The organism is Pseudoclavibacter sp. Z016, assembly GCF_002931215.1.
Classification (GTDB): domain Bacteria; phylum Actinomycetota; class Actinomycetes; order Actinomycetales; family Microbacteriaceae; genus Pseudoclavibacter.
Map to the genome: position 1 here is coordinate 181981 of NZ_PSTU01000015.1, position 18217 is coordinate 200197.

At 69.8% G+C, this 18217-nt stretch carries 11 protein-coding genes, 1 tRNA gene and 1 other RNA gene; 4 read left to right on the forward strand and 9 right to left on the reverse strand.

What is annotated here, in order from left to right:
* The first annotated feature begins 61 nt into the window (after positions 1-61).
* On the forward strand, positions 62-1306 hold the full coding sequence (locus C5B99_RS14265; RefSeq protein ID WP_104243215.1) for an APC family permease: 1245 nt from the start codon (positions 62-64) through the stop codon (positions 1304-1306).
* Positions 1307-1385: 79 nt separating this feature from the next.
* Here the strand turns inward: C5B99_RS14265 and C5B99_RS14270 are convergent, their stop codons facing one another.
* The 7 genes from C5B99_RS14270 to pta all read right to left on the reverse strand — a co-directional run bounded on the left by C5B99_RS14270 (position 1386) and on the right by pta (position 14147).
* Complete coding sequence (locus C5B99_RS14270) at positions 1386-2876, reverse strand: malate:quinone oxidoreductase (RefSeq protein WP_104243217.1); 1491 nt, start codon at positions 2874-2876, stop codon at positions 1386-1388.
* Between the two features lie 190 nt (positions 2877-3066).
* The gene (locus C5B99_RS14275) at positions 3067-4119 is read right to left on the reverse strand and encodes an aspartate-semialdehyde dehydrogenase (protein ID WP_104243219.1); all 1053 of its coding nucleotides are present in this window, start codon (positions 4117-4119) and stop codon (positions 3067-3069) included.
* 25 nt (positions 4120-4144) lie between these two features.
* A complete protein-coding gene (locus C5B99_RS14280) occupies positions 4145-5416 on the reverse strand; it encodes an aspartate kinase (protein WP_104243220.1) in 1272 nt (423 codons plus the stop codon).
* Between the two features lie 1450 nt (positions 5417-6866).
* A complete protein-coding gene (gene recR / locus C5B99_RS14290; RefSeq protein ID WP_068476612.1) occupies positions 6867-7463 on the reverse strand; it encodes a recombination mediator RecR in 597 nt (198 codons plus the stop codon).
* A gap of 42 nt (positions 7464-7505) precedes the next feature.
* The gene (locus tag C5B99_RS14295) at positions 7506-10424 is read right to left on the reverse strand and encodes a DNA polymerase III subunit gamma and tau (RefSeq protein ID WP_104243222.1); all 2919 of its coding nucleotides are present in this window, start codon (positions 10422-10424) and stop codon (positions 7506-7508) included.
* Positions 10425-10790: 366 nt separating this feature from the next.
* Positions 10791-11978 carry an acetate/propionate family kinase gene (locus C5B99_RS14300; RefSeq protein WP_104243391.1) on the reverse strand — a complete coding sequence of 396 codons (1188 nt, stop codon included), beginning with the start codon at positions 11976-11978 and terminating at the stop codon, positions 10791-10793.
* 54 nt (positions 11979-12032) lie between these two features.
* Entirely contained in the window at positions 12033-14147 is a 2115-nt protein-coding gene (gene pta, locus C5B99_RS14305; protein WP_104243393.1) for a phosphate acetyltransferase, read from the reverse strand.
* 102 nt (positions 14148-14249) lie between these two features.
* On the opposite strand from pta, the gene ffs reads away from it, so the two are divergent.
* The 3 genes from ffs (at position 14250) to C5B99_RS14320 (ending at position 15321) form a co-directional block, all read left to right on the forward strand.
* An RNA gene (ffs, locus tag C5B99_RS14310) (signal recognition particle sRNA small type) lies at positions 14250-14346 on the forward strand.
* A gap of 127 nt (positions 14347-14473) precedes the next feature.
* The gene (locus C5B99_RS14315) at positions 14474-15127 is read left to right on the forward strand and encodes an SDR family oxidoreductase (protein WP_104243224.1); all 654 of its coding nucleotides are present in this window, start codon (positions 14474-14476) and stop codon (positions 15125-15127) included.
* A gap of 106 nt (positions 15128-15233) precedes the next feature.
* Positions 15234-15321: transfer RNA gene (locus C5B99_RS14320), tRNA-Ser, on the forward strand.
* Between the two features lie 148 nt (positions 15322-15469).
* Here C5B99_RS14320 and C5B99_RS19375 read toward each other — a convergent pair.
* Together C5B99_RS19375 and C5B99_RS14330 are read right to left on the reverse strand one after the other, a co-directional pair.
* Positions 15470-16591: a hypothetical protein gene (locus tag C5B99_RS19375; RefSeq protein ID WP_181065028.1), complete on the reverse strand. Its 1122-nt coding sequence runs from the start codon at positions 16589-16591 to the stop codon at positions 15470-15472.
* A 257-nt stretch (positions 16592-16848) separates the two neighbouring features.
* The gene (locus C5B99_RS14330) at positions 16849-18198 is read right to left on the reverse strand and encodes a hypothetical protein (RefSeq protein WP_104243226.1); all 1350 of its coding nucleotides are present in this window, start codon (positions 18196-18198) and stop codon (positions 16849-16851) included.
* Positions 18199-18217: the final 19 nt, after the last annotated feature.

The following is an 18217-nucleotide window of genomic DNA, read 5'->3' on the forward strand; positions in this document are numbered from 1 at the left end:
CCCTATCGTCGGCCTGACGAGCAGGCGAACAGGCGCTGCGCACAGGAGCGGAGGCGGGCGGATGCAGCAGACGGCGGAGCCGAGGAAGGTCGGCACGGTCGGCGCGACGGCGATCGGCGTCTCCGCCATGCTCGGCGCAGGCGTCTTCTCCGCGTTCGCTCCGGCGGCCCAAGCGGCCGGCAGCTGGCTGCTGCTGAGCCTCGGCGTCGCGCTGGTCGTCGCCGCGAGCAACGCAGCATCGACCGCGCAACTCGCGCGTCAGCATCCAGGAGCGGGGGGCGTGTACCTCTACGGGCGCGAGCAGCTCGGCGAGTGGCCAGGCTTCCTCGCCGGCTGGGGCTTCGTGATCGGCAAGACCGCTTCGGTCGCGGCCATGGCCATCACGGCCGCCGCGTACCTCGTGCCTGAGCCGTTCGCACGGCCGGTCGCACTCGCGGTGCTGCTCGCCGTCACCGCGGCCGGCATGTTCGGCATCACGCGGACAGCGGCCATCGCGACGATCATCGCCGGCGTCGTGATGCTCGGGCTCGTCGCAGTCCTGGTCACGGCGCAGCTCTCGCCGCCGCTCTTCGGCTCCGCGTCCGGAAGCGATGCCCAGTTCTCGGCCAGCGGCGTCCTGCAGGGCGCCGGCATCCTCTTCTTCGCCTTCGCCGGCTACGCCCGCGTCGCGACGCTCTCCGAGGAGGTCCGCGATCCGCGGCGCACCGTGCCAAGGGCGATGCTGCTGTCCTTCCTCATCGTGAGCGTCATCCTGGCGATGCTCGGATGGGCGCTCCTGACAACGCTCGGCCCGGGCAGGCTCGCGCTGACACCGGCTCCGATAGCGGCCCTCGTCGAGACCCAGCCCGCGGTCCAGGCCGTAGTCGGCATCCTTGCCGCGGTCGCCTCGATCGGGGCACTCTCGGCCGTGCTGGCGGGGAGCTCCCGGACGGCGATGGCGATGGGCAGACGACACGAGCTGCCCGGCCCGCTGGCGCGCCAGCATCCGTCGACCTCGGTACCCCGGGTCGCGGTGCTCGCCGTCGCGGCCGGCGCCGCGCTGCTGATCTGCGTCGGCGACATCCGCGAGGTCATCGGGTTCTCCAGCGCTGGAGTGCTCGTCTACTACCTGGTCGCGAATCTCAGCGCGCTCACCCAGGCGAGGGAGCACCGCAGCGTTCCGCGCGCCGTCTCAGCGCTCGGCGCCCTCGGCTGCGTCGTGCTCGTCGTGACGCTGCCCCCGCTCGCGCTGGCGTCGGCGCTCGGCGTCTTCCTCATGGGCGTCGTCGTCCGCCTCGCGCTGCGCCGCCGATCGGACCAGGGCTGACGCAGCGAAGCCGCCCCGCGGGTGCGGAACGGCTTCGGTGGCGTGCGTCGGCCGCCTCGGGGCTGCCTGAGCGCGTGTCCTAGTGCGCGTTGAGCTCAAGCGCCTTCGCGCTGGCCGCCTGCGTTGAGTCGGCGAGCTCGGCCGAATCGTTGACGTCGGTGCCGAGGCTCGGTACGAGCGCCTCGAGCTTCGGGGCCCATTCGGCCTTCTTCTGCGGGTAGCAGCGGCCGAGCAGGTCGATCATGACCGGCACGGCGACGGATGCTCCGGGCGAGGCCCCGAGCAGGCCGGCGATCGAACCGTCCTTCTTGGCCACGACCTCCGTGCCCATCTGCAGGATGCCGCCGCGCTTCGGGTCCTTCTTCATGACCTGCACGCGCTGCCCCGCCGTGATGAGGCGCCAGTCGGCGGCGTTCGCCTCCGGGAAGAACTCCTGCAGCTGCTCGAACTTCTTGTCCTTGCTCGCGAGCACCTGGCCGACGAGGTAGGCGACGAGGTCGAAGTTGTCCTTCGCGACTGCGAGCATCGGGATGAGGTTGTGCGGGCGCAGCGACTTGACGAGGTCGAGGTAGCTGCCCGTCTTCAGGTACTTGGGGCTGAAGCCCGCGTACGGCCCGAACATGAGGGCCGGCTTGCCGTCGACGACACGCGTGTCGAGGTGCGGCACCGACATGGGCGGGGCGCCGACGGATGCCTTGCCGTAGACCTTCGCGAGGTGCTTCTCGACGACCGCCGGGTTGTCGGTGCGCAGGAACTGGCCGGAGATGGGGAAGCCGCCGTAGCCCTTGATCTCGTCGATGCCAGACTTCTGCAGCAGCGGAAGCGCGCCGCCGCCTGCCCCGACGAACACGAAGCGCGCACGGGTGACGTTCTTGCGCCCCTTCTGCTCGCCGGCACGCTGCTGCGTCGCGATCTGCCAGATGCCGTCGCGCTGCTGGCGGAGCGCGATGACCTCCGTGTTGAGGCGCAGCACGGCGCCCCGGTCGACGAGACCCTGCACGAGCTTGTGCGTCAGCGCACCGAAGTCGACGTCGGTTCCGGCGGCGACGCGCGTCGCGGCGACCTTCTCGCCCGACGGGCGCCCCTCGACGAGCGACGGCGCCCACGCCTTGATGACCTCGAGGTCGTCGGAGAACTCCATCGTCGAGAAGAGTGGCTCGGTCTTGAGCAGCTCGAAGCGGCGGCGCAGGAACTCGACGTTCTCGGCCCCTCGAACGAACGTCATGTGCGGCACGGAGTTGATGAACCCGGACGGCTCGGGCAGCTCGCCCGCCTCGACGAGCGAGGCCCAGAACTGACGAGACACCTGGAACTGCTCGTTGATCTGGATCGCCTTGGACGCGTCGATGACGCCGTCCTTCTCAGGCGTGTAGTTGAGCTCGCAGAGCGCTGCGTGCCCAGTTCCCGCGTTGTTCCACGGGCTCGAGCTCTCCTGAGCGAGCCCGTCGAGTCGCTCGATGATCTTGATGCTCCACTCCGGCTCAAGCTTGTTGAGAAGCGAGCCGAGGGTGGCACTCATGATGCCCCCGCCGATCAGGACGACGTCGTAGATCTTCTGTGAATCAGTCACCGAGACAGTCTACGTCCGAGGCAGATGCACGTCCGCTTCGAGGATGCACGTCAGTCGTCACATTCTGGGCTTTTTGCCGTTTTCGAATGCAATGGCCACCACGGGCGTGTTCCGCCGCGGCATTCTCGGCGCCAGACGCAAGAACGGACGCCCCCGAGAGGGCGTCCGTTCTGTGCGGAAAAGGCGGTCGTCAGGCCTTGGCGGCGACGAGCTCGGCGATCTGCACCGCGTTGAGCGCTGCGCCCTTGCGGAGGTTGTCGTTCGAGATGAACAGCGCGAGACCGCGGTTGCCGTCGACCGACTGGTCCTGGCGGATGCGGCCGACGAGGCTCGGGTCGGCGCCGGCAGCCTGCTGCGGCGTGGGCACGTCCACCAGCGCGACGCCCGGCGCCGCAGCGAGCAGCTCGCGCGCACGGTCAGGCGTGAGCGCGTCGGCGAACTCGGCGTTGATCGACAGCGAGTGGCCCGTGAAGACGGGGACGCGAACGCACGTTCCGCTCACGCGAAGCTCGGGGAGGCCGAGGATCTTGCGGCTCTCGTTGCGCAGCTTCTGCTCTTCGTCCGTTTCCTCGGATCCGTCGTCGACGACCGACCCGGCGAGGGGGATCACGTTGAAGGCGATGGGGGCGACGTACTTGTCCGGAGCCGGGAACTCGACGGACGAACCGTCGTGCACGAGCCCGAGGAGCGCTTCCTCGCCCTGCGAGACCGCGGCGACGGCCTGGCCGGACAGCTCACGGGCACCCGCGAGGCCGGAGCCAGACGTGGCCTGGTAGGTCGAGACGACGAGGCGCTCGAGACCGGCCGCCTCGTGCAGCACCTTGAGGACGGGCATCGCGGCCATGGTCGTGCAGTTGGGGTTCGCGATGATGCCCTTCGGCGGCGCGACGATGGCCTCCGGGTTGACCTCGGAGACGACCAGCGGCACCTCGGGGTCGCGGCGCCACGCGCTCGAGTTGTCGATGACAACCGCGCCGGCGGCGGCGAAGCGCTCGGCCTGCGCGCGCGACGTGGTCGCCCCCGCGGAGAAGAGCGCGATGTCGATGCCGCTCACGTCGGCGACGGCGACGTCTTCGACCGTGATGTCCTCGCCGCGGAACGGGAGGGTCGTTCCCGCCGAGCGGGCGGAGGCGAAGAAGCGGATGCTCGCGACGGGGAAGTCGCGCTCCTCGAGGAGGGTGCGCATGACGGCGCCGACCTGGCCGGTCGCGCCGACGACGGCGACGTTCAACTTGGTGCTCATGAGTGCTCTTTTCTGCTCAGCCGCGTCAGCGGCCGGTGCCTGCGTAGACGACTGCCTCGGCGTCGCCGTCGAGGTCGAAGGCGGTGTGGATGACACGGGTGGCCTCGGTGACGAGGTCGGCCTGCGTGATGATCGAGATGCGGATCTCGGACGTGGAGATCATGTCGATGTTGATGCCAGCATCCTTCAGCGCCGTGAAGAGCTTCGCCGTCACGCCGATGTTGGTGCGCATGCCGGATCCGACCAGCGAGATCTTCCCGATGTCCTCCGTGAGACGCAGCGACGCGTAGCCGATCTGCTCGCCCTCCGCGGCGACGGCGTCGAGCACGCGCTGCGCGTCGGCCTTGGGGAGCGTGAAGGAGATGTCGGTGACCTTCGTGTCCTGCTCGGACACGTTCTGCACGATCATGTCGATGTTCGCGCCCTGTTCGGCGACGATCGTGAAGATCGCAGCCGCCTTGCCTGGCACATCAGGAACCCCCGCGATGGTGATCTTGGCCTGGCTCAGGTCGTGGGCGACACCCGCGATCATTGCTGCTTCCACTTCGTACTCCTCTGCCCGGTCTGGGTTGTAGACGATGGTGCCCTCGTGGTCGGAGAACGACGAGCGGACGTGGAGCGTGACTCCCTGTCGGCGTGCGTACTCGACCGCGCGGATGTGAAGGACCTTCGCGCCCGAGGCGGCGAGCTCCAGCATCTCCTCGCTCGAGATGTAGCTCAGCTTGTGCGCCTTGGGCACGATGCGCGGGTCGGCGGAGAAGACCCCGTCGACGTCGGTGTAGATCTCGCAGACGTCGGCGCCGAGCGCCGCGGCGAGGGCGACGGCGGTCGTGTCCGATCCTCCGCGCCCGAGCGTGGTGATGTCCTTGGAGTCGCGGTTGAAGCCCTGGAAGCCGGCGACGATCGCGATGGCGCCCTCGTCGAGCGCCTCGCGCACGCGCACCGGGGTGACGTCGACGATGCGGGCATCGCCGTGCGTGGAGTCGGTGATCATGCCCGCCTGGCTGCCCGTGTAGCTCCTGGCGTCCATGCCGAGGTCCTTGATCGCCATCGCGAGGAGTGCCATCGAGACGCGCTCTCCGGTCGTGACGAGCATGTCGAACTCGCGCGCATCCGGGATCGTCGCGATCTGGTGGGCGAGGTCGATGAGGTCGTCCGTCGTGTCGCCCATGGCGGAGACAGCCACGACGACGTCGTTCCCTGCTCGGCGGGTCTCGACGACTCGACGGGCCACTCGCTTGATGCTCTCGGCATCGGCGACCGATGATCCGCCGTACTTCTGGACGATCAGACTCACGTGTCGTGTCTCCTCCGGTTCGGGATGCGCGTCGAGCCTCGCTCGCGCGCCACAAGCTCCCATCCTATCCGGCGGGGGCATGCGGTTCCTAGCGCGGGTGCCGTTCGTTTCCGTTGATTGCGGGGCGGTGACCGACCGACGACACTGCTCGCGCAATTCGCCGGCGCCGCGCGGTCGCGCCGACCTGCTCAGGGACCCACCGACCCGCCGACCCACTCACCCGCAGACCCGCAGACCCACTCGCCCGCCCGGGGACCCACTCATCCATTCACCCACTCGCCCGCTCATCCCGTCGAGAGAGTTGTGGGCGGATGCGGTCAACAACACGCGCAACCGCACCTACCCACAACTCTGCGCCGCGCGGCGTCGCACCGACCCGCTCAGGGCCCCACCGACCCGCAGACCCACTCGTCCGCTCACCCGCAGACCCACAGCCCCATTTACCCACCCGGAGACCCACTCATCCATTCACCCACTCGCCCACTCGCCCGCTCATCCCCTCGAGAGAGTTGTGGGCAGATGCGCTCGACAACGCGCGCAACCGCACCCACCCACAACTCTGCACCGCGCGGCGTCGCACCGCCCCACTCAGGGCCCCACCGACCCGCAGACCCAATCGCCCGGTCACCCGCAGACCCACTCACCCGCTCACCAACTCACCCACCCATCCCCTCGAGAGAGTTGTGGGCAGATGCGGTCAACAACACGCGCAACCGCACCTACCCACAACTCTGCGCCGCGCGGCGTCGCACCGACCCGCTCAGGGCCCCACCGACCCGCAGACCCACTCGTCCGCTCACCCGCAGACCCACAGCCCCATTTACCCACCCGGAGACCCACTCATCCATTCACCCACTCGCCCACTCGCCCGCTCATCCCCTCGAGAGAGTTGTGGGCAGATGCGCTCGACAACGCGCGCAACCGCACCCACCCACAACTCTGCACCGCGCGGCGTCGCACCGCCCCACTCAGGGCCCCACCGACCCGCAGACCCAATCGCCCGGTCACCCGCAGACCCACTCACCCGCTCACCAACTCACCCACCCATCCCCTCGAGAGAGTTGTGGGCAGATGCGGTCAACAACACGCGCAACCGCACCTACCCACAACTCTGCGCCGCGCGGCGTCGCACCGACCCGCTCAGGGCCCCACCGACCCGCAGACCCACTCGTCCGCTCACCCGCAGACCCGCAGACCCACTCACCCGCTCATCCCCTCGACAGAGTTGTGGGCAGATGCGCTCGACAACGCGCGCAACCGCACCAGCCCACAACTCTGCGCCACCCGGGTGGAGGTGGCAGGTTCAGGGGCGGCAGAAGTGAGGCCAGCAGGGCGAAGCGGAGGGGCGCGGCGGAGCGGGGTGGCAATCAGCGGCGGAGCAGGCGGCGCGGCCGGCGCTGACGCGACTGACGGCGGGACCGGCGGAACTCGCCAGTCCGCCGCGCGACGGTCAGTCGATGGCGCGGCGGCCGGAGAAGGCGCGACCGAGGGTGATCTCGTCGGCGTACTCGAGGTCTCCTCCGACGGGGAGGCCGGAGGCGAGCCGGGAGACGGGCACGCCGATGCTCGTGAGGAGCCGGCTCAGGTACGACGCCGTGGCGTCTCCCTCGAGGTTCGGGTCGGTCGCGACGATGACCTCCTTGACCTCCCCCGATTCGAGCCTGGCCAGGAGGGTGCGGATGTTCAGGTCGTCCGGACCGATGCCCTCCATCGGATTGATGGCGCCGCCCAGCACGTGGAAGAGGCCGCTGAACTCGCGGGTGCGCTCGATGGCGGCCACGTCCTTCGGCTCCTCGACGACGCAGATGACGGTGCGGTCGCGACGCGGGTCGCGGCACACGTTGCACTCGGGCCCCTCGCTGACGTTGCCGCAGACGGTGCAGAACTGCACTCGCTCACGGACGGTGGCGAGGATCTGCGCGAGCCGCGACACGTCGAAGGACTGCGTCTGCACGATGTGGAACGCGATGCGCTGCGCGGACTTGGGACCAACGCCGGGCAGGCGCCCGAGCTCGTCGATGAGGTCCTGGATGATGCCTTCATACATGGCTCAGTTGCTCCGACCTTCGGATGATGGTGCACGCACGGCTCAATAGCCCCCGTCTTCAGGTGGTGGTGGTGCGGAGAAGTCGTCCTCAGGCGGCAGCTCGGCGGCCTCCGGTTCGGGCACGATGATGTCCTCGCCGATGAAGCGTGCGCCGAGGCGCTCGCGAACGATGGCCTCACCGTAGCGCTCGACGCCGGGAATCACGGGTGCGCTCGCGACGCGCTGGGTGCGCTTCAGGGCTGGCGCTGCCACGGGAGCTGACACCTCGTCGTCCACAGGTGCCGCCTGCACCGCGGGTGCTGCGCTCGTGGTCGCCACCGCACCCGGGGCGGATGCTGCGGGCACGCGAGGCGTCGAGCTCGCGCCCGAGGCAGGGCCAGACCCGGGGATGGCCGCGGTCGCCCATCCGGAACCGGGGCCGTCGTCGGGAACCGACTCCTGCCCGGGGATCTTCGCGACGGTCCAGTTGAGGCCGCTCGGCGAGGACGAGGCCTTCGCCGGAGGGGGCGTGGATGAGCGCTCGGAGGTCGTTGCGGTCGCTGTCGCGGTCGGTGCAGCCGTGGACTGCTCTCGCGAGGTGCCGGCGGTGCGAGTGTCCGCCGCTCGAGCTTTGGCTGGAGCTGCAGCCGGTGCCGGGTCGGGCTCCGCTGGTGCCGGCGCCGGCTCGTCGCCGCGGCTGGGAGCCTGGCCTCCTTCTGGCGCGCCGGCGCCGCCCGCTCCGCCCGGTCGCTGCGGCTGGAACTTGACGGTGATGCCGAACATCTCCTGGATGGCGGTGCGCAGCACGGCGCTCGGCGCGTCGGCGGCGCCTCGTTCGCCGCGGAACTGATCGAGCACGGCGCGCGACGGCACCTCGAAGACCAGCAGGTCGCCGACGAGATCGCGCGGATGCACCGACTGGGCGACGCTCCAGGCGTGTGTGCCACCGAGGTCGCGCATGCGCTCGAGCAGCGTCGGCCAGGCGTCACGCAGCTGCGCGAACACGGGAGGCTCAGCGGATGCTCGCGCGGCCGTGGCGTGCGGGACCGGAGCCGGCTCGCGGGCCTCGCCGGGTGCGGGTTCCTGCGCGGCGGTGAGGCCCGGCGCGGAGACGGGGGCCGGCGTGGACTCGGCTTCGGGTTCAGGCGCAGACTCGGGTTCAGGCGCAGACTCCGCGACGGGCGGAGCGGGTGGCTCGTCCTCGGCAGGGGCGTCGGCGTCCGCCGGCGCTTGGCCGTCGAAGGGCGCTTCGGCCTCGGCCGTGCGACCCGCGTCGGGCTCGGGCTCGGAGTCCTTGCTCGCTTCACCGACGGGGGCCGGCGTGGTCTGCTCCTCGCTGGGCGCGGAGGGAGGCCCCGCGTCCACGGCCGGTTCGGCCGAGGGCTCGGTCGGCGGCAGCACCACCGGAGCCGGAGCCGGAGCCGATGCAGGTGTAGGTGCGGACGCCGCTGGAGCCGGCGAGGCCAAAGCTTCCGCCGGAGTCGTTGCCGAGGCTGCGGGAGCGCCGGAGCTCGAGGTCGCCCCAGACCCTGGGGTCGCGGCGGCCCAGGACGCGGCGGCGAGACGCGCCGCAGACGCCGTGTCGGGCTCCCCGGCGGCAGGCGCGGCAGCGGGAACCGGTGGCACCACGGCCTCGTTCGGCGCACGGTCGGCAAGCGACTGCGACTGCGACGGCTGCGTCGCGTGGGCTGCGGCTGGTTCGGACCTTGAGGCAGGCGCGCCCGCCTGCGGAGCTGCGGCAGGCGCATCCGCTGGCGCCGACGCGGCGGAACCAGCGGCCGGCGCGGTGGCACCCGAGGCGGCAGGGGCGGCGAGACGCTTCGGCGACGTGCCCGGCGCATCCGCGACGGCGAGCAACGTGCCGCTGTCGATGAAGTCGGCCCGCGACGCGACGAGGATCCGCGCGACGAGCAGCTCCAGGTGCAGCTTCGGCGAGGTCACCCCGCTCATGTCGGTGAGGGTCTCGTTGACGAGGTCGGCGATGCCCGTGAGTGCGGCAGGCGAGAATCGACCGGCCTGGACGCGAAGCGCCTCGACCTCGTCCGCTCCGAGCCCGCGAAGCACTGCGCCGGCACCGGGACCCGTGGCCTTGGCGACGATGAGGTCACGCAAGCGCTCGAGCAGGTCCTCGACGTAGCGGCGAGGGTCTTGGCCGGACTGGATGACGCGGTCGACCGCCGTGTAGGCAGCGGCAGGGTCGGCGTCGGCGAAGGCATCGATCGACTCGTCGAGCAGCTCCTGGCCGGTGAAGCCGAGGAGGGCAGCGGCGCGCTGGTAGCCGAGGAGACCCGTCTCGGAGCCCGCGATGATCTGGTCGAGCAGCGAGAGCGTGTCTCGGGCAGAACCGCCCCCGGCACGCACGACGAGGGGCAGCACGCCGGGCTCGGCGGTGACGCCCTCGCTGGTGCGGAGCTCTTCGACGTACTCGAGCATGAGGGCCGGCGGGATGAGCCGGAACGGGTAGTGGTGCGTGCGCGAGCGGATCGTGCCGATGACCTTCTCGGGCTCGGTCGTCGCGAACACGAAGCGCACGTGCTCCGGCGGCTCCTCGACGACCTTGAGCAGGGCGTTGAAGCCGGCCGAGGTCACCATGTGCGCCTCGTCGATGATGAAGATCTTGTAGCGGTCGCGGCTCGGCGCGAGGATGGCGCGCTCCCGCAGCTCGCGAGCGTCTTCCACGCCACCGTGACTGGCGGCGTCGATCTCGAACACGTCGAGCGAGCCTCCGCCGTCGCGCGCGAGCTCGACGCACGACTGGCAGACACCGCATGGCGTGTCGGTCGGCCCCTCCGCGCAGTTCAGGCAGCGGGCGAGGATGCGCGCGGAGCTCGTCTTCCCGCACCCTCGCGGGCCGGAGAACAGGTAGGCGTGATTGACACGACCGGTGCGCAGCGCGGTCATGAGGGGTTCGGTGACCTGCGACTGCCCGATCATCTCGGCGAAGTTCTCAGGCCGATAGCGGCGGTACAGGGCTGTGGCCATGCGCACCATCGTAGACGCCACCACCGACATCGGGCGCGCCGCGGACCGTCCCTATCCGCACCGTGGGGCTCACAGCGCGCGCAGACTCTCTCCCTCCCAGCCAAGTGGCCCCGAAGCAGCGCCCCTGCCGAAATCGCTGCCAGCCAAATGACCCTTCAGAGGCACCCTTCAGCGGCAAATCGGCGGGCAGCGATCACTCTCCGACGACGCGGGGGCGTGGGAGGCAGGGCGCGAAATGCGGATGCGGATGCGGATGCGGAAAGCCGTGATCGGCCGAGGCAAGGGCAAGCTGGTCTGGTTCAGACTCCGCCGGGCCGAACCGAGCCGAGCCGAGCCGGGTCAGGCCGCGCCAGGCCCGCGCCAAGGTCAGGCGATCGCGGCCAGGCTCTGCCGCGCGATCTCGAGCTCCTCGTTCGTCGGCACGACCAGCACCTCGATGCGCGAGTCGTCTGCTGAGATGCGGCGAGCATCCCGCGACGACGACTCGTTGCGCTCGGGCGAGAGCTTCACGCCGAGCCATTCGAGGCCCTCGAGCACGTCGGCGCGCAGCTGGGCGTCGTTCTCGCCGATGCCGGCGGTGAAGACGATCGCGTCGACTCCTCCGAGCAGCAGCATGTAGGCGCCCAGGTAGTGGCGGATGCGGTGCGCGTAGACGGCGAGGCCGAGCTGAGCGCGCTCGTCGCCCGCGTTCGCCTTCTGCCGGACATCGCGCATGTCGCCGGACCCCGTGAGCCCGAGCAGCCCGGACTTGCGGTTCAGGAGGTCGTCGAGCTGGTCGATCGTGTAGCCGCCTCGACGCGACAGGTGCACGAGCACGGCCGGGTCCAGGTCGCCGGTGCGAGTGCCCATGACCAGGCCCTCGAGTGGGGTCATTCCCATGCTCGTCTCGACGGAACGGCCACCGTCGACGGCGCACATGCTGGCGCCGTTGCCGATGTGCAGCACGATCGTCTTGAGCTCCCCCAGGTCACGCCCGAGGAAGCCTGCGGTCTCCTCGGAGACGAACTTGTGGCTCGTGCCGTGCGCGCCGTACTTGCGCACCCTGTGCTCCTTGGCGACGGCCGCGTCCAGTGCGTACAGCGACGAGGCCTCGCTCATCGTCGTGTGGAAGGCCGTGTCGAAGACCGCGACGTGCGGCGTCTCTGCGAAGACGTCACGCGCGCCGACGATGCCCTCGAGGTTGGCGGGGTTGTGCAGCGGCGCGAGCGGGATGAGGTCCTCGATGTCCTGCAGCACCTTGCCGTCGATGACGGCCGCGTCGAAGAAGCGGCGCCCGCCGTGCACGACGCGGTGCCCCACGACGACCGGCGGGAACTCGGCGAGGCTCGGGCCGTGCTCCTCGAAGCCCTCCAGCATGGCCTCGAACCCGCGCGTGTGGTTGGGGATGTCCGCTTCGCGCGCGAAGGTCGCTCCCCCGGTCTTGTGCGTGACGCTGGCGACGCTCTCGCCGATGCGCTCCACGAGGCCGGACGCGAGCGTCTCCTCGCGCTCCATGTCGATCAGCTGGTACTTGAAGGACGACGAGCCGGAGTTGACGACCAGGACGATGCTCATGAGCACCCTTTCTCGAGACCCGCGAGAGGCGGGCGGGACGTGAGGCGGATGCTCCTAGGAGCGCTGCGCCTGGATCGCCGTGATGGCGACGGTGTTGATGATGTCGGAGACGAGCGCGCCTCTGGAGAGGTCGTTGATGGGCTTGTTCAGGCCCTGCAGGATCGGCCCGATCGCGACAGCTCCGGCGGAGCGCTGCACCGCCTTGTACGTGTTGTTGCCCGTGTTGAGGTCGGGGAAGATGAACACCGTGGCGCGGCCGGCTACCTGGCTGCCTGGCATCTTCTTGCTCGCGACCGCCGCATCCGTCGCCGCGTCGTACTGGATCGGCCCTTCGACGGGCAGGTCCGGCATGCGCTCGCGCACGATGCCGGTCGCGGTGCGGACCTTGTCGACGTCGGCGCCGGACCCCGACTCCCCCGTCGAGTAGGAGAGCATCGCGACGCGCACGGCGATGTCGAACTGCGTGGCCGTCTCGGCGGAGGAGATGGCGATGTCGGCGAGCTGCTCTGCCGTCGGGTCGGGGTTGACGGCGCAGTCGCCGTAGACGAGGACGCGGTCGGCGAGGGCCATGAGGAAGACGCTCGAGACGACGGAGACGCCCGGCTTGGTCTTGACGATCTCGAAGCCGGGGCGGATGGTGTGGGCCGTGGTGTGCGCGGCCCCTGAGACCATTCCGTCGGCGAGGCCGAGGTGCACCATGAGCGTGCCGAAGTAGCTGACGTCGCGCACGCGCTCGGTCGCGGCCTCGATCGTGACGCCCTTGTGTGCGCGGAGCCGCGCGTACTCCTCCGCGAAGCGGGCGACGTAGTCGGGGTTGCTCGTGCTCAGCACGTGAGCTGCCGAGATGTCGACGCCGAGGGCGGATGCACGGCCGCGCACCTCGGACTCCTCGCCGAGGATCGTGATCTCGGCGACCTCGCGTGCCAGCAGCGAGCCCGCCGCCACGAGGATGCGGTCGTCGCTCCCCTCCGGCAGGACGATGTGCTTGCGGTCGGAGCGGGCCCGGTCGAGGAGCGTGTTCTCGAACATGAGCGGCGTCACGACGAGCGACGGCTTGACGTTGAGGAGCGCGACGACCTCGATGGCCGGGATGTGCTGCTCGAACTTGGCGAGTGCGAGGTCGATCTTGCGGCGTGAGATGCCCGCCGCGGCGAGGCGTCCGCGGGTCTGCATGATGCGCTGGGCTGTGTCGTAGGTGCCGAAGTTGGTGCGGATGATGGGCACCTCGACGTTGAGGCCCTTGATGAGGCGCTCGATCGCCGGCGGGAACTCGAACGGGCCGTTGACGACGATGCCCGTCAGCGACGGGAACGTCTCGGCTCGCTGCGCGAGGAGCACGGCGAGGAGCACTTCGGTGCGGTCGGCCGCGATGACGACGACGGCACCCTCCTTAAGCCGCTCGAGGACGTTCTGCATGGACATGCCCGCGAGCACGACGCCGAGGACCTCGCGACCGAGGAGCTCGCGGTCGCCGTAGACGAGCTCGCCGCCGACCGCATCCAGAAGCTGCGACAGGGACGGAGCCATGAGGAGCGGCGTCTCGGGGATCGCCCACACGGGCACCTTGTGGCCGAGCTCGCGGAGCGCGCGCTCTGCGACGGCGGCACGCACCTCTTCCGTCGCGTGCTCGTCGGCGCGGTTGATGGCGATGGCGAGCAGGGTCGCGTGCGCAGCGTCGAGCTCGGGGAGGGTGACCTCGAGCGCCTGCGCCAGCTGCTCTGGCGTGCGCGGCTGCCCCTTGTCGGCATCGAGGCCGGTCAGGACGAGCAGGACCGGCGCGCCGAGGTTCGCGGCGACTCGAGCGTTGAAGCCCAATTCGGCGGGGTTGCCGATGTCGGTGAAGTCGCTGCCGACGATGACCACGGTGTCGCAGCGCCGCTCGAGGGCCCGGTAGCGGGTGACGATGCGGGACAGCGCCTCGTCGGGATCGGCGTGCACGTCGTCGTAGGTGACCCCGAAGCCCGACTCGTACTCGAAGCCGCGGTTCTGCGGGTCGAGCTGCGAGAGCAGGAGCTCGAGGATGTCGTCTCGCGCCTCAGCGCTCTGCACGATGGGTCGGAACACGCCGACCCGGCCGATCGACCGGCTCAGGGCACTCACCACGCCGAGCGCGATAGCTGACTTGCCAGAGTGACCCTCTGATGACGTGATGTAGATGCTTGTCCCCACGTCAGGCAATGGTAGTCGGGTGCCGAGTCAGCGGGCTGTCGTGATCCTGCCAATTCGAATCGCCCCCGATTCGCGTCTCGCTCACGTCGCGCTATGATGGTCGACGGCTCCTCGCGTGGCGCCATCCAGGCCAACTCCCCCAGGGCGGAAACGCAGCAAGGGTAACCGGGCTCTGGCGGGTGCGCGGGGGGTCTTTTCTTTTCCTGCGACTCATCCCCGCCACTCAGGCCGCAGCTGCCCGTTCGATCGCCGGCCCCGCGGCCGCTCGCAGATCGCCCGCCGCGAACGCTGGCCGTGAACTCAGGCTGACCAGCTTGACTGCAGGCATGAGAATTGCAGTCATCGGTGGAAATGGTCAGATCGCACGCCTCCTGACAACCCAGCTCATCGAGCGCGGTCACCGCGTCACGAGCGTCATCCGCAACCCGGACTACGTGGACTCCCTCAAGGAGCTCGGCGCGGATCCAGTCATCGCCGACCTCGAGCAGAGCACGGCGACCGACCTCGCCAAGCAGCTCGGCCATGTGGATGCAGTCGTCTTCGCCGCGGGTGCTGGCCCCGGCAGCTCCGCGGAGCGCAAGCTCACGCTCGACCGCGACGGCGCGATCCTCTCGGCGGATGCTGCAGAGATCGCGAACGTGCGCAGGTTCGTCGTCGTCTCCGCCATCGGCACGGATACGTTCGACCGCGACTCCGACGACGTCTACCAGGTGTACCTGCGGGCGAAGAGCGAGGCCGACGCCGACATCCGCGCCCGCAGCGCGAAGCTCGATTGGACGATCGTGCGCCCCGGCGGCCTCACCGACGACGAGCCGACTGGCCACGTCAAGGTGGGCGAGCAGGTCGAGCGCGGCAGCATTCCTCGTGCAGACGTGGCGGCGGTGATCGCGGCCCTGCTGGTTCGCCGCGTGGGCATCCACAAGCAGTTCGAGGTCGTGTCGGGCGACGACGAGGTGGGCGAGGCAGTCAAGAAGCTGTAGCCAGGGCGCGCCTCGCGGGCTCGCCGCGGGTCGATTTGGCGCTCGCGTTCACGAACGGTCGCCAGACCCGCTATGCTCTTTCGAGGTGAGCGCCTGGCGCTCCCGTGGAGGATTCGCCTAGTGGCCTATGGCGCACGCTTGGAAAGCGTGTTGGGTGAAAGCCCTCAGGGGTTCGAATCCCCTATCCTCCGCCATGTGCACGAAAGCCCCGACCAGGGATCCCAGGTCGGGGCTTTCGTCATGCTGCAGGCAGGGCGTGCGGACGGGCAGGCGCGTGTGCGGGAACGCGAAGAGGGCGCCACCCGAAGGTGACGCCCTCTTCACGAAGAGCTCGGTGAGCTACTAGGCCTTCTTGGTCGCCAGGCGGCGGGCGACGAGCACGCCGGCTCCCGTGGCGAGCGCGAGGAGACCGATGCCGGCTGCGCCGAATGCGTCTTCCGCACCCGTCGTGGCGAGCTCAGGCGACTTGTGGCCCGTGTTGGTGCCTCCGCCGTTGCCCACGGGGACCGTGGTGACCGTGGGTGCCGTGGTCGGCGCGGTCGTGGTGCCCGGCGTCGCCTCGGCGATGAGGAACGTGAACGTCGCCGAAAGACCGCTCGACTGCGAGAGCGTCACGGTGTACTCACCGAGGGGCAGCGGGGTGCCCGACTGGTTGATGAGGACGCCCGGGTAGCTGCCGTCTTCCCCGACCACGGAGTCGTCGGTCGGGTCGACCTGGACCGAGGAGCCGGACGGGGAGGTGACCGTGAGGTCGAGCGCGAGGCCCGGCGTGAAGTTCTGCGCCGTGTACGTGATGTCGTCCGTCGGGAGGAAGCTGTCTGCGTTCGCGTAGGCGAGCGGAGCCTCGACCGTGGGGGTCGGCGTCGCGGTCGGCGTGCTGGTCGCCGTCGGCGTGGCCGTGGGCGTTGCCGTCTCAGTCGGCGTTGCCGTCTCGGTCGGCGTGGCCGTCGCGGTCGGCGTCGCGGTCTCGGTCGGCTCCGGGCTCGACTCCTCAGCCACGGTGAAGCCGAACGTCACGACGTGCTGTGCGGGGCCGGATGCGTCGGTGTAGTTCTGCGTGATCCTGACGCCGTAGTCACCCACGTCGAAGCCCAGGGACGAGATGAGCTCGCCGCTGTAGTTGCCGTCGCTGTCGACATCCCACGCAGCGTCGCCGCTCGGCTCGACCGGGACGGTCGAACCGTCGGGCAGCGTGAGCGTGATGCTGGAGAGAGCGAGGTCAGGAGCGAACCCCGTGAGGGTGTAGGTGATGTTCTCGTCGGGCGTGAAGCTCGACTTCGTTGCCTGCCCCGTCGCCTCGGATGCGGCGGACGTCTCCGCCGGAGTCGTGCTCTCGACGGGAGGGGTGGTCGTTGCTGCGAACGCAGGGGCGGCAGTCAGCACGGCGCCGCCGGCGAACACGCCGAAGGCGATCGCGAACGCGGACGCGCGCTTGCGCGACGGAGAGAAGAATGAGGAAGCCATAACCAAATCTTGGCCCGACTCACAGGTGATGTCCAGAAGGTTAAGTCGGAACATAGCGAAATCGAGCTTGCTTCGGTTCGTGCCGAGGCGACTAAAGCCCTGGTCAAACGACATTTACGGGCACGGTTTTGGACCGGTATCCAGACTGGGGACTTCTCCCCAGTTGCGTGAAAACGCATGGAAATCGCCGCCGACAGAAAGAAAGCGGGGCTGGAGCCATTTGGCCCCAGCCCCGCTCATCGCAATCTTCGTTGCTGTCAGCTCTCGCGACGGCGGCTCAGAAAGCGCGCGCCAGTCACCGCGGCGGCACCGAGGCCGAGGACGAGCAGGCCGATGCCCGCCGCGCCGAAGGCGTCTTCCGCGCCGGTGGTCGCGAGCGACTTGCTCTGCGCCTTGCCCTTGGTGTCGCCGTTGCCAGTACCGTTGCCGCCACTTCCAGCCGGGGCAGAAGTCGCGCTCGGCGACGTGCCGCCGGTGGCTGGCGTCTCGCCGGTGACCGAGAAGGACGTCGTGGCCGTCTGCTCTGCCGCAGCCGCTCCGGCGTCGGGCTCGACCTCCACCGCCGAGGGCGACTCAGCAGACGCCGTCAGCTCGGACTCCTCCTGCACGATGAGCGGCACCGCACGGGCGGAGTCGGCAGCAGGAGCGTCGGTCTCCTCGCCAGCCGCAGGGCTGATGGTCGTGAGCGTGATGCCGTAGTCGCCGACAGCCCAGGCTGCGTCGTACGTGATGATGCCGGCGTAGTTGCCGTCCGCATCCGGAGTGATCGGCTCGGCGGACTCGAACTCCGCGGAGCTGCCATCCGGGAGCAGGAGCGTGAGGCCCAGCTCGGCGCCGGGTGCGAAGCCGGTCGCGACGTAGGTGATGCCCTCTGCGGCTTCCTCCTGCGTGTAGCTGGACTGCTCGGTTGCCACAGCGGGGGCCGCAACGGGAGCCTCGGTCTCGGTCGGGGAGGGCGTGACCGTCTCCGTCGCAGTCGGGGCGACGCTCGCGGTCTCCGTCGGCTCGAGCGTGGGCTCCTCGGTGAGCGTCGGCTCGGGGGTCTCTGTGGCCGTCTCGGTCGGCTCGGGAGTCGCTGTCTCGGTCTCCGTCGGCTCGGGCGTCGCCGTCTCGGTCGAGGTCTCGGTCGGCTCGGGAGCTGCCGTCTCCGTCGGAGCAGGCGTCTCCGTGCCCGCTGGCGCAACGGCCGCGAACGCCGTCGAGGCCTGCAGGCCCTCCGACTCGAAGATCACGACCGAGTAGTCGCCTTCGCTCCACGCCTCGTCGCTCTTCAGCTCAGCGCTGACGGCACCAGCTTCGTCGACCTTGTGCGACTCGGTTCCCCAGGACCAGTTGGTCTGCCCGTCGGGGCCGACAACCTGCACGTGGACGACGTTGCCCGGCGTGAAGCCAGAGCCCGTGACCGTGACGCCGGAAGCGTCCGCCGCGATCGCTTCCTCGGAGACCGAGGCCGATGCCGGGCCGCGGTCGACACTCGCGTCGACCTGGTCGCCGTTCGCTGCGAACGAAGGCGCGGCCGTGACGGCGACGCCACCGGCGACGACGCCGAAGGCGATGACGAGGGCCGTGGTGCGAGCGCGAGCGCTCTTGAAGGTGTCGGAAAGCATGAGGGGACGCTAACACGGC

Excerpts from the sequence above, each read along its gene's own strand:
- C5B99_RS14265 (WP_104243215.1), top strand. The coding sequence starts at position 62 with ATGCAGCAGACGGCGGAGCCGAGGAAGGTCGGCACGGTCGGCGCGACG.
- C5B99_RS14275 (WP_104243219.1), bottom strand. The coding sequence starts at position 4,119 with ATGAGCACCAAGTTGAACGTCGCCGTCGTCGGCGCGACCGGCCAGGTC.
- recR (WP_068476612.1), bottom strand. The coding sequence starts at position 7,463 with ATGTATGAAGGCATCATCCAGGACCTCATCGACGAGCTCGGGCGCCTG.
- C5B99_RS14295 (WP_104243222.1), bottom strand. The coding sequence starts at position 10,424 with ATGGCCACAGCCCTGTACCGCCGCTATCGGCCTGAGAACTTCGCCGAG.
- C5B99_RS14300 (WP_104243391.1), bottom strand. The coding sequence starts at position 11,978 with ATGAGCATCGTCCTGGTCGTCAACTCCGGCTCGTCGTCCTTCAAGTAC.
- C5B99_RS14315 (WP_104243224.1), top strand. The coding sequence starts at position 14,474 with ATGAGAATTGCAGTCATCGGTGGAAATGGTCAGATCGCACGCCTCCTG.
- C5B99_RS19375 (WP_181065028.1), bottom strand. The coding sequence starts at position 16,591 with ATGGCTTCCTCATTCTTCTCTCCGTCGCGCAAGCGCGCGTCCGCGTTC.
- C5B99_RS14330 (WP_104243226.1), bottom strand. The coding sequence starts at position 18,198 with ATGCTTTCCGACACCTTCAAGAGCGCTCGCGCTCGCACCACGGCCCTC.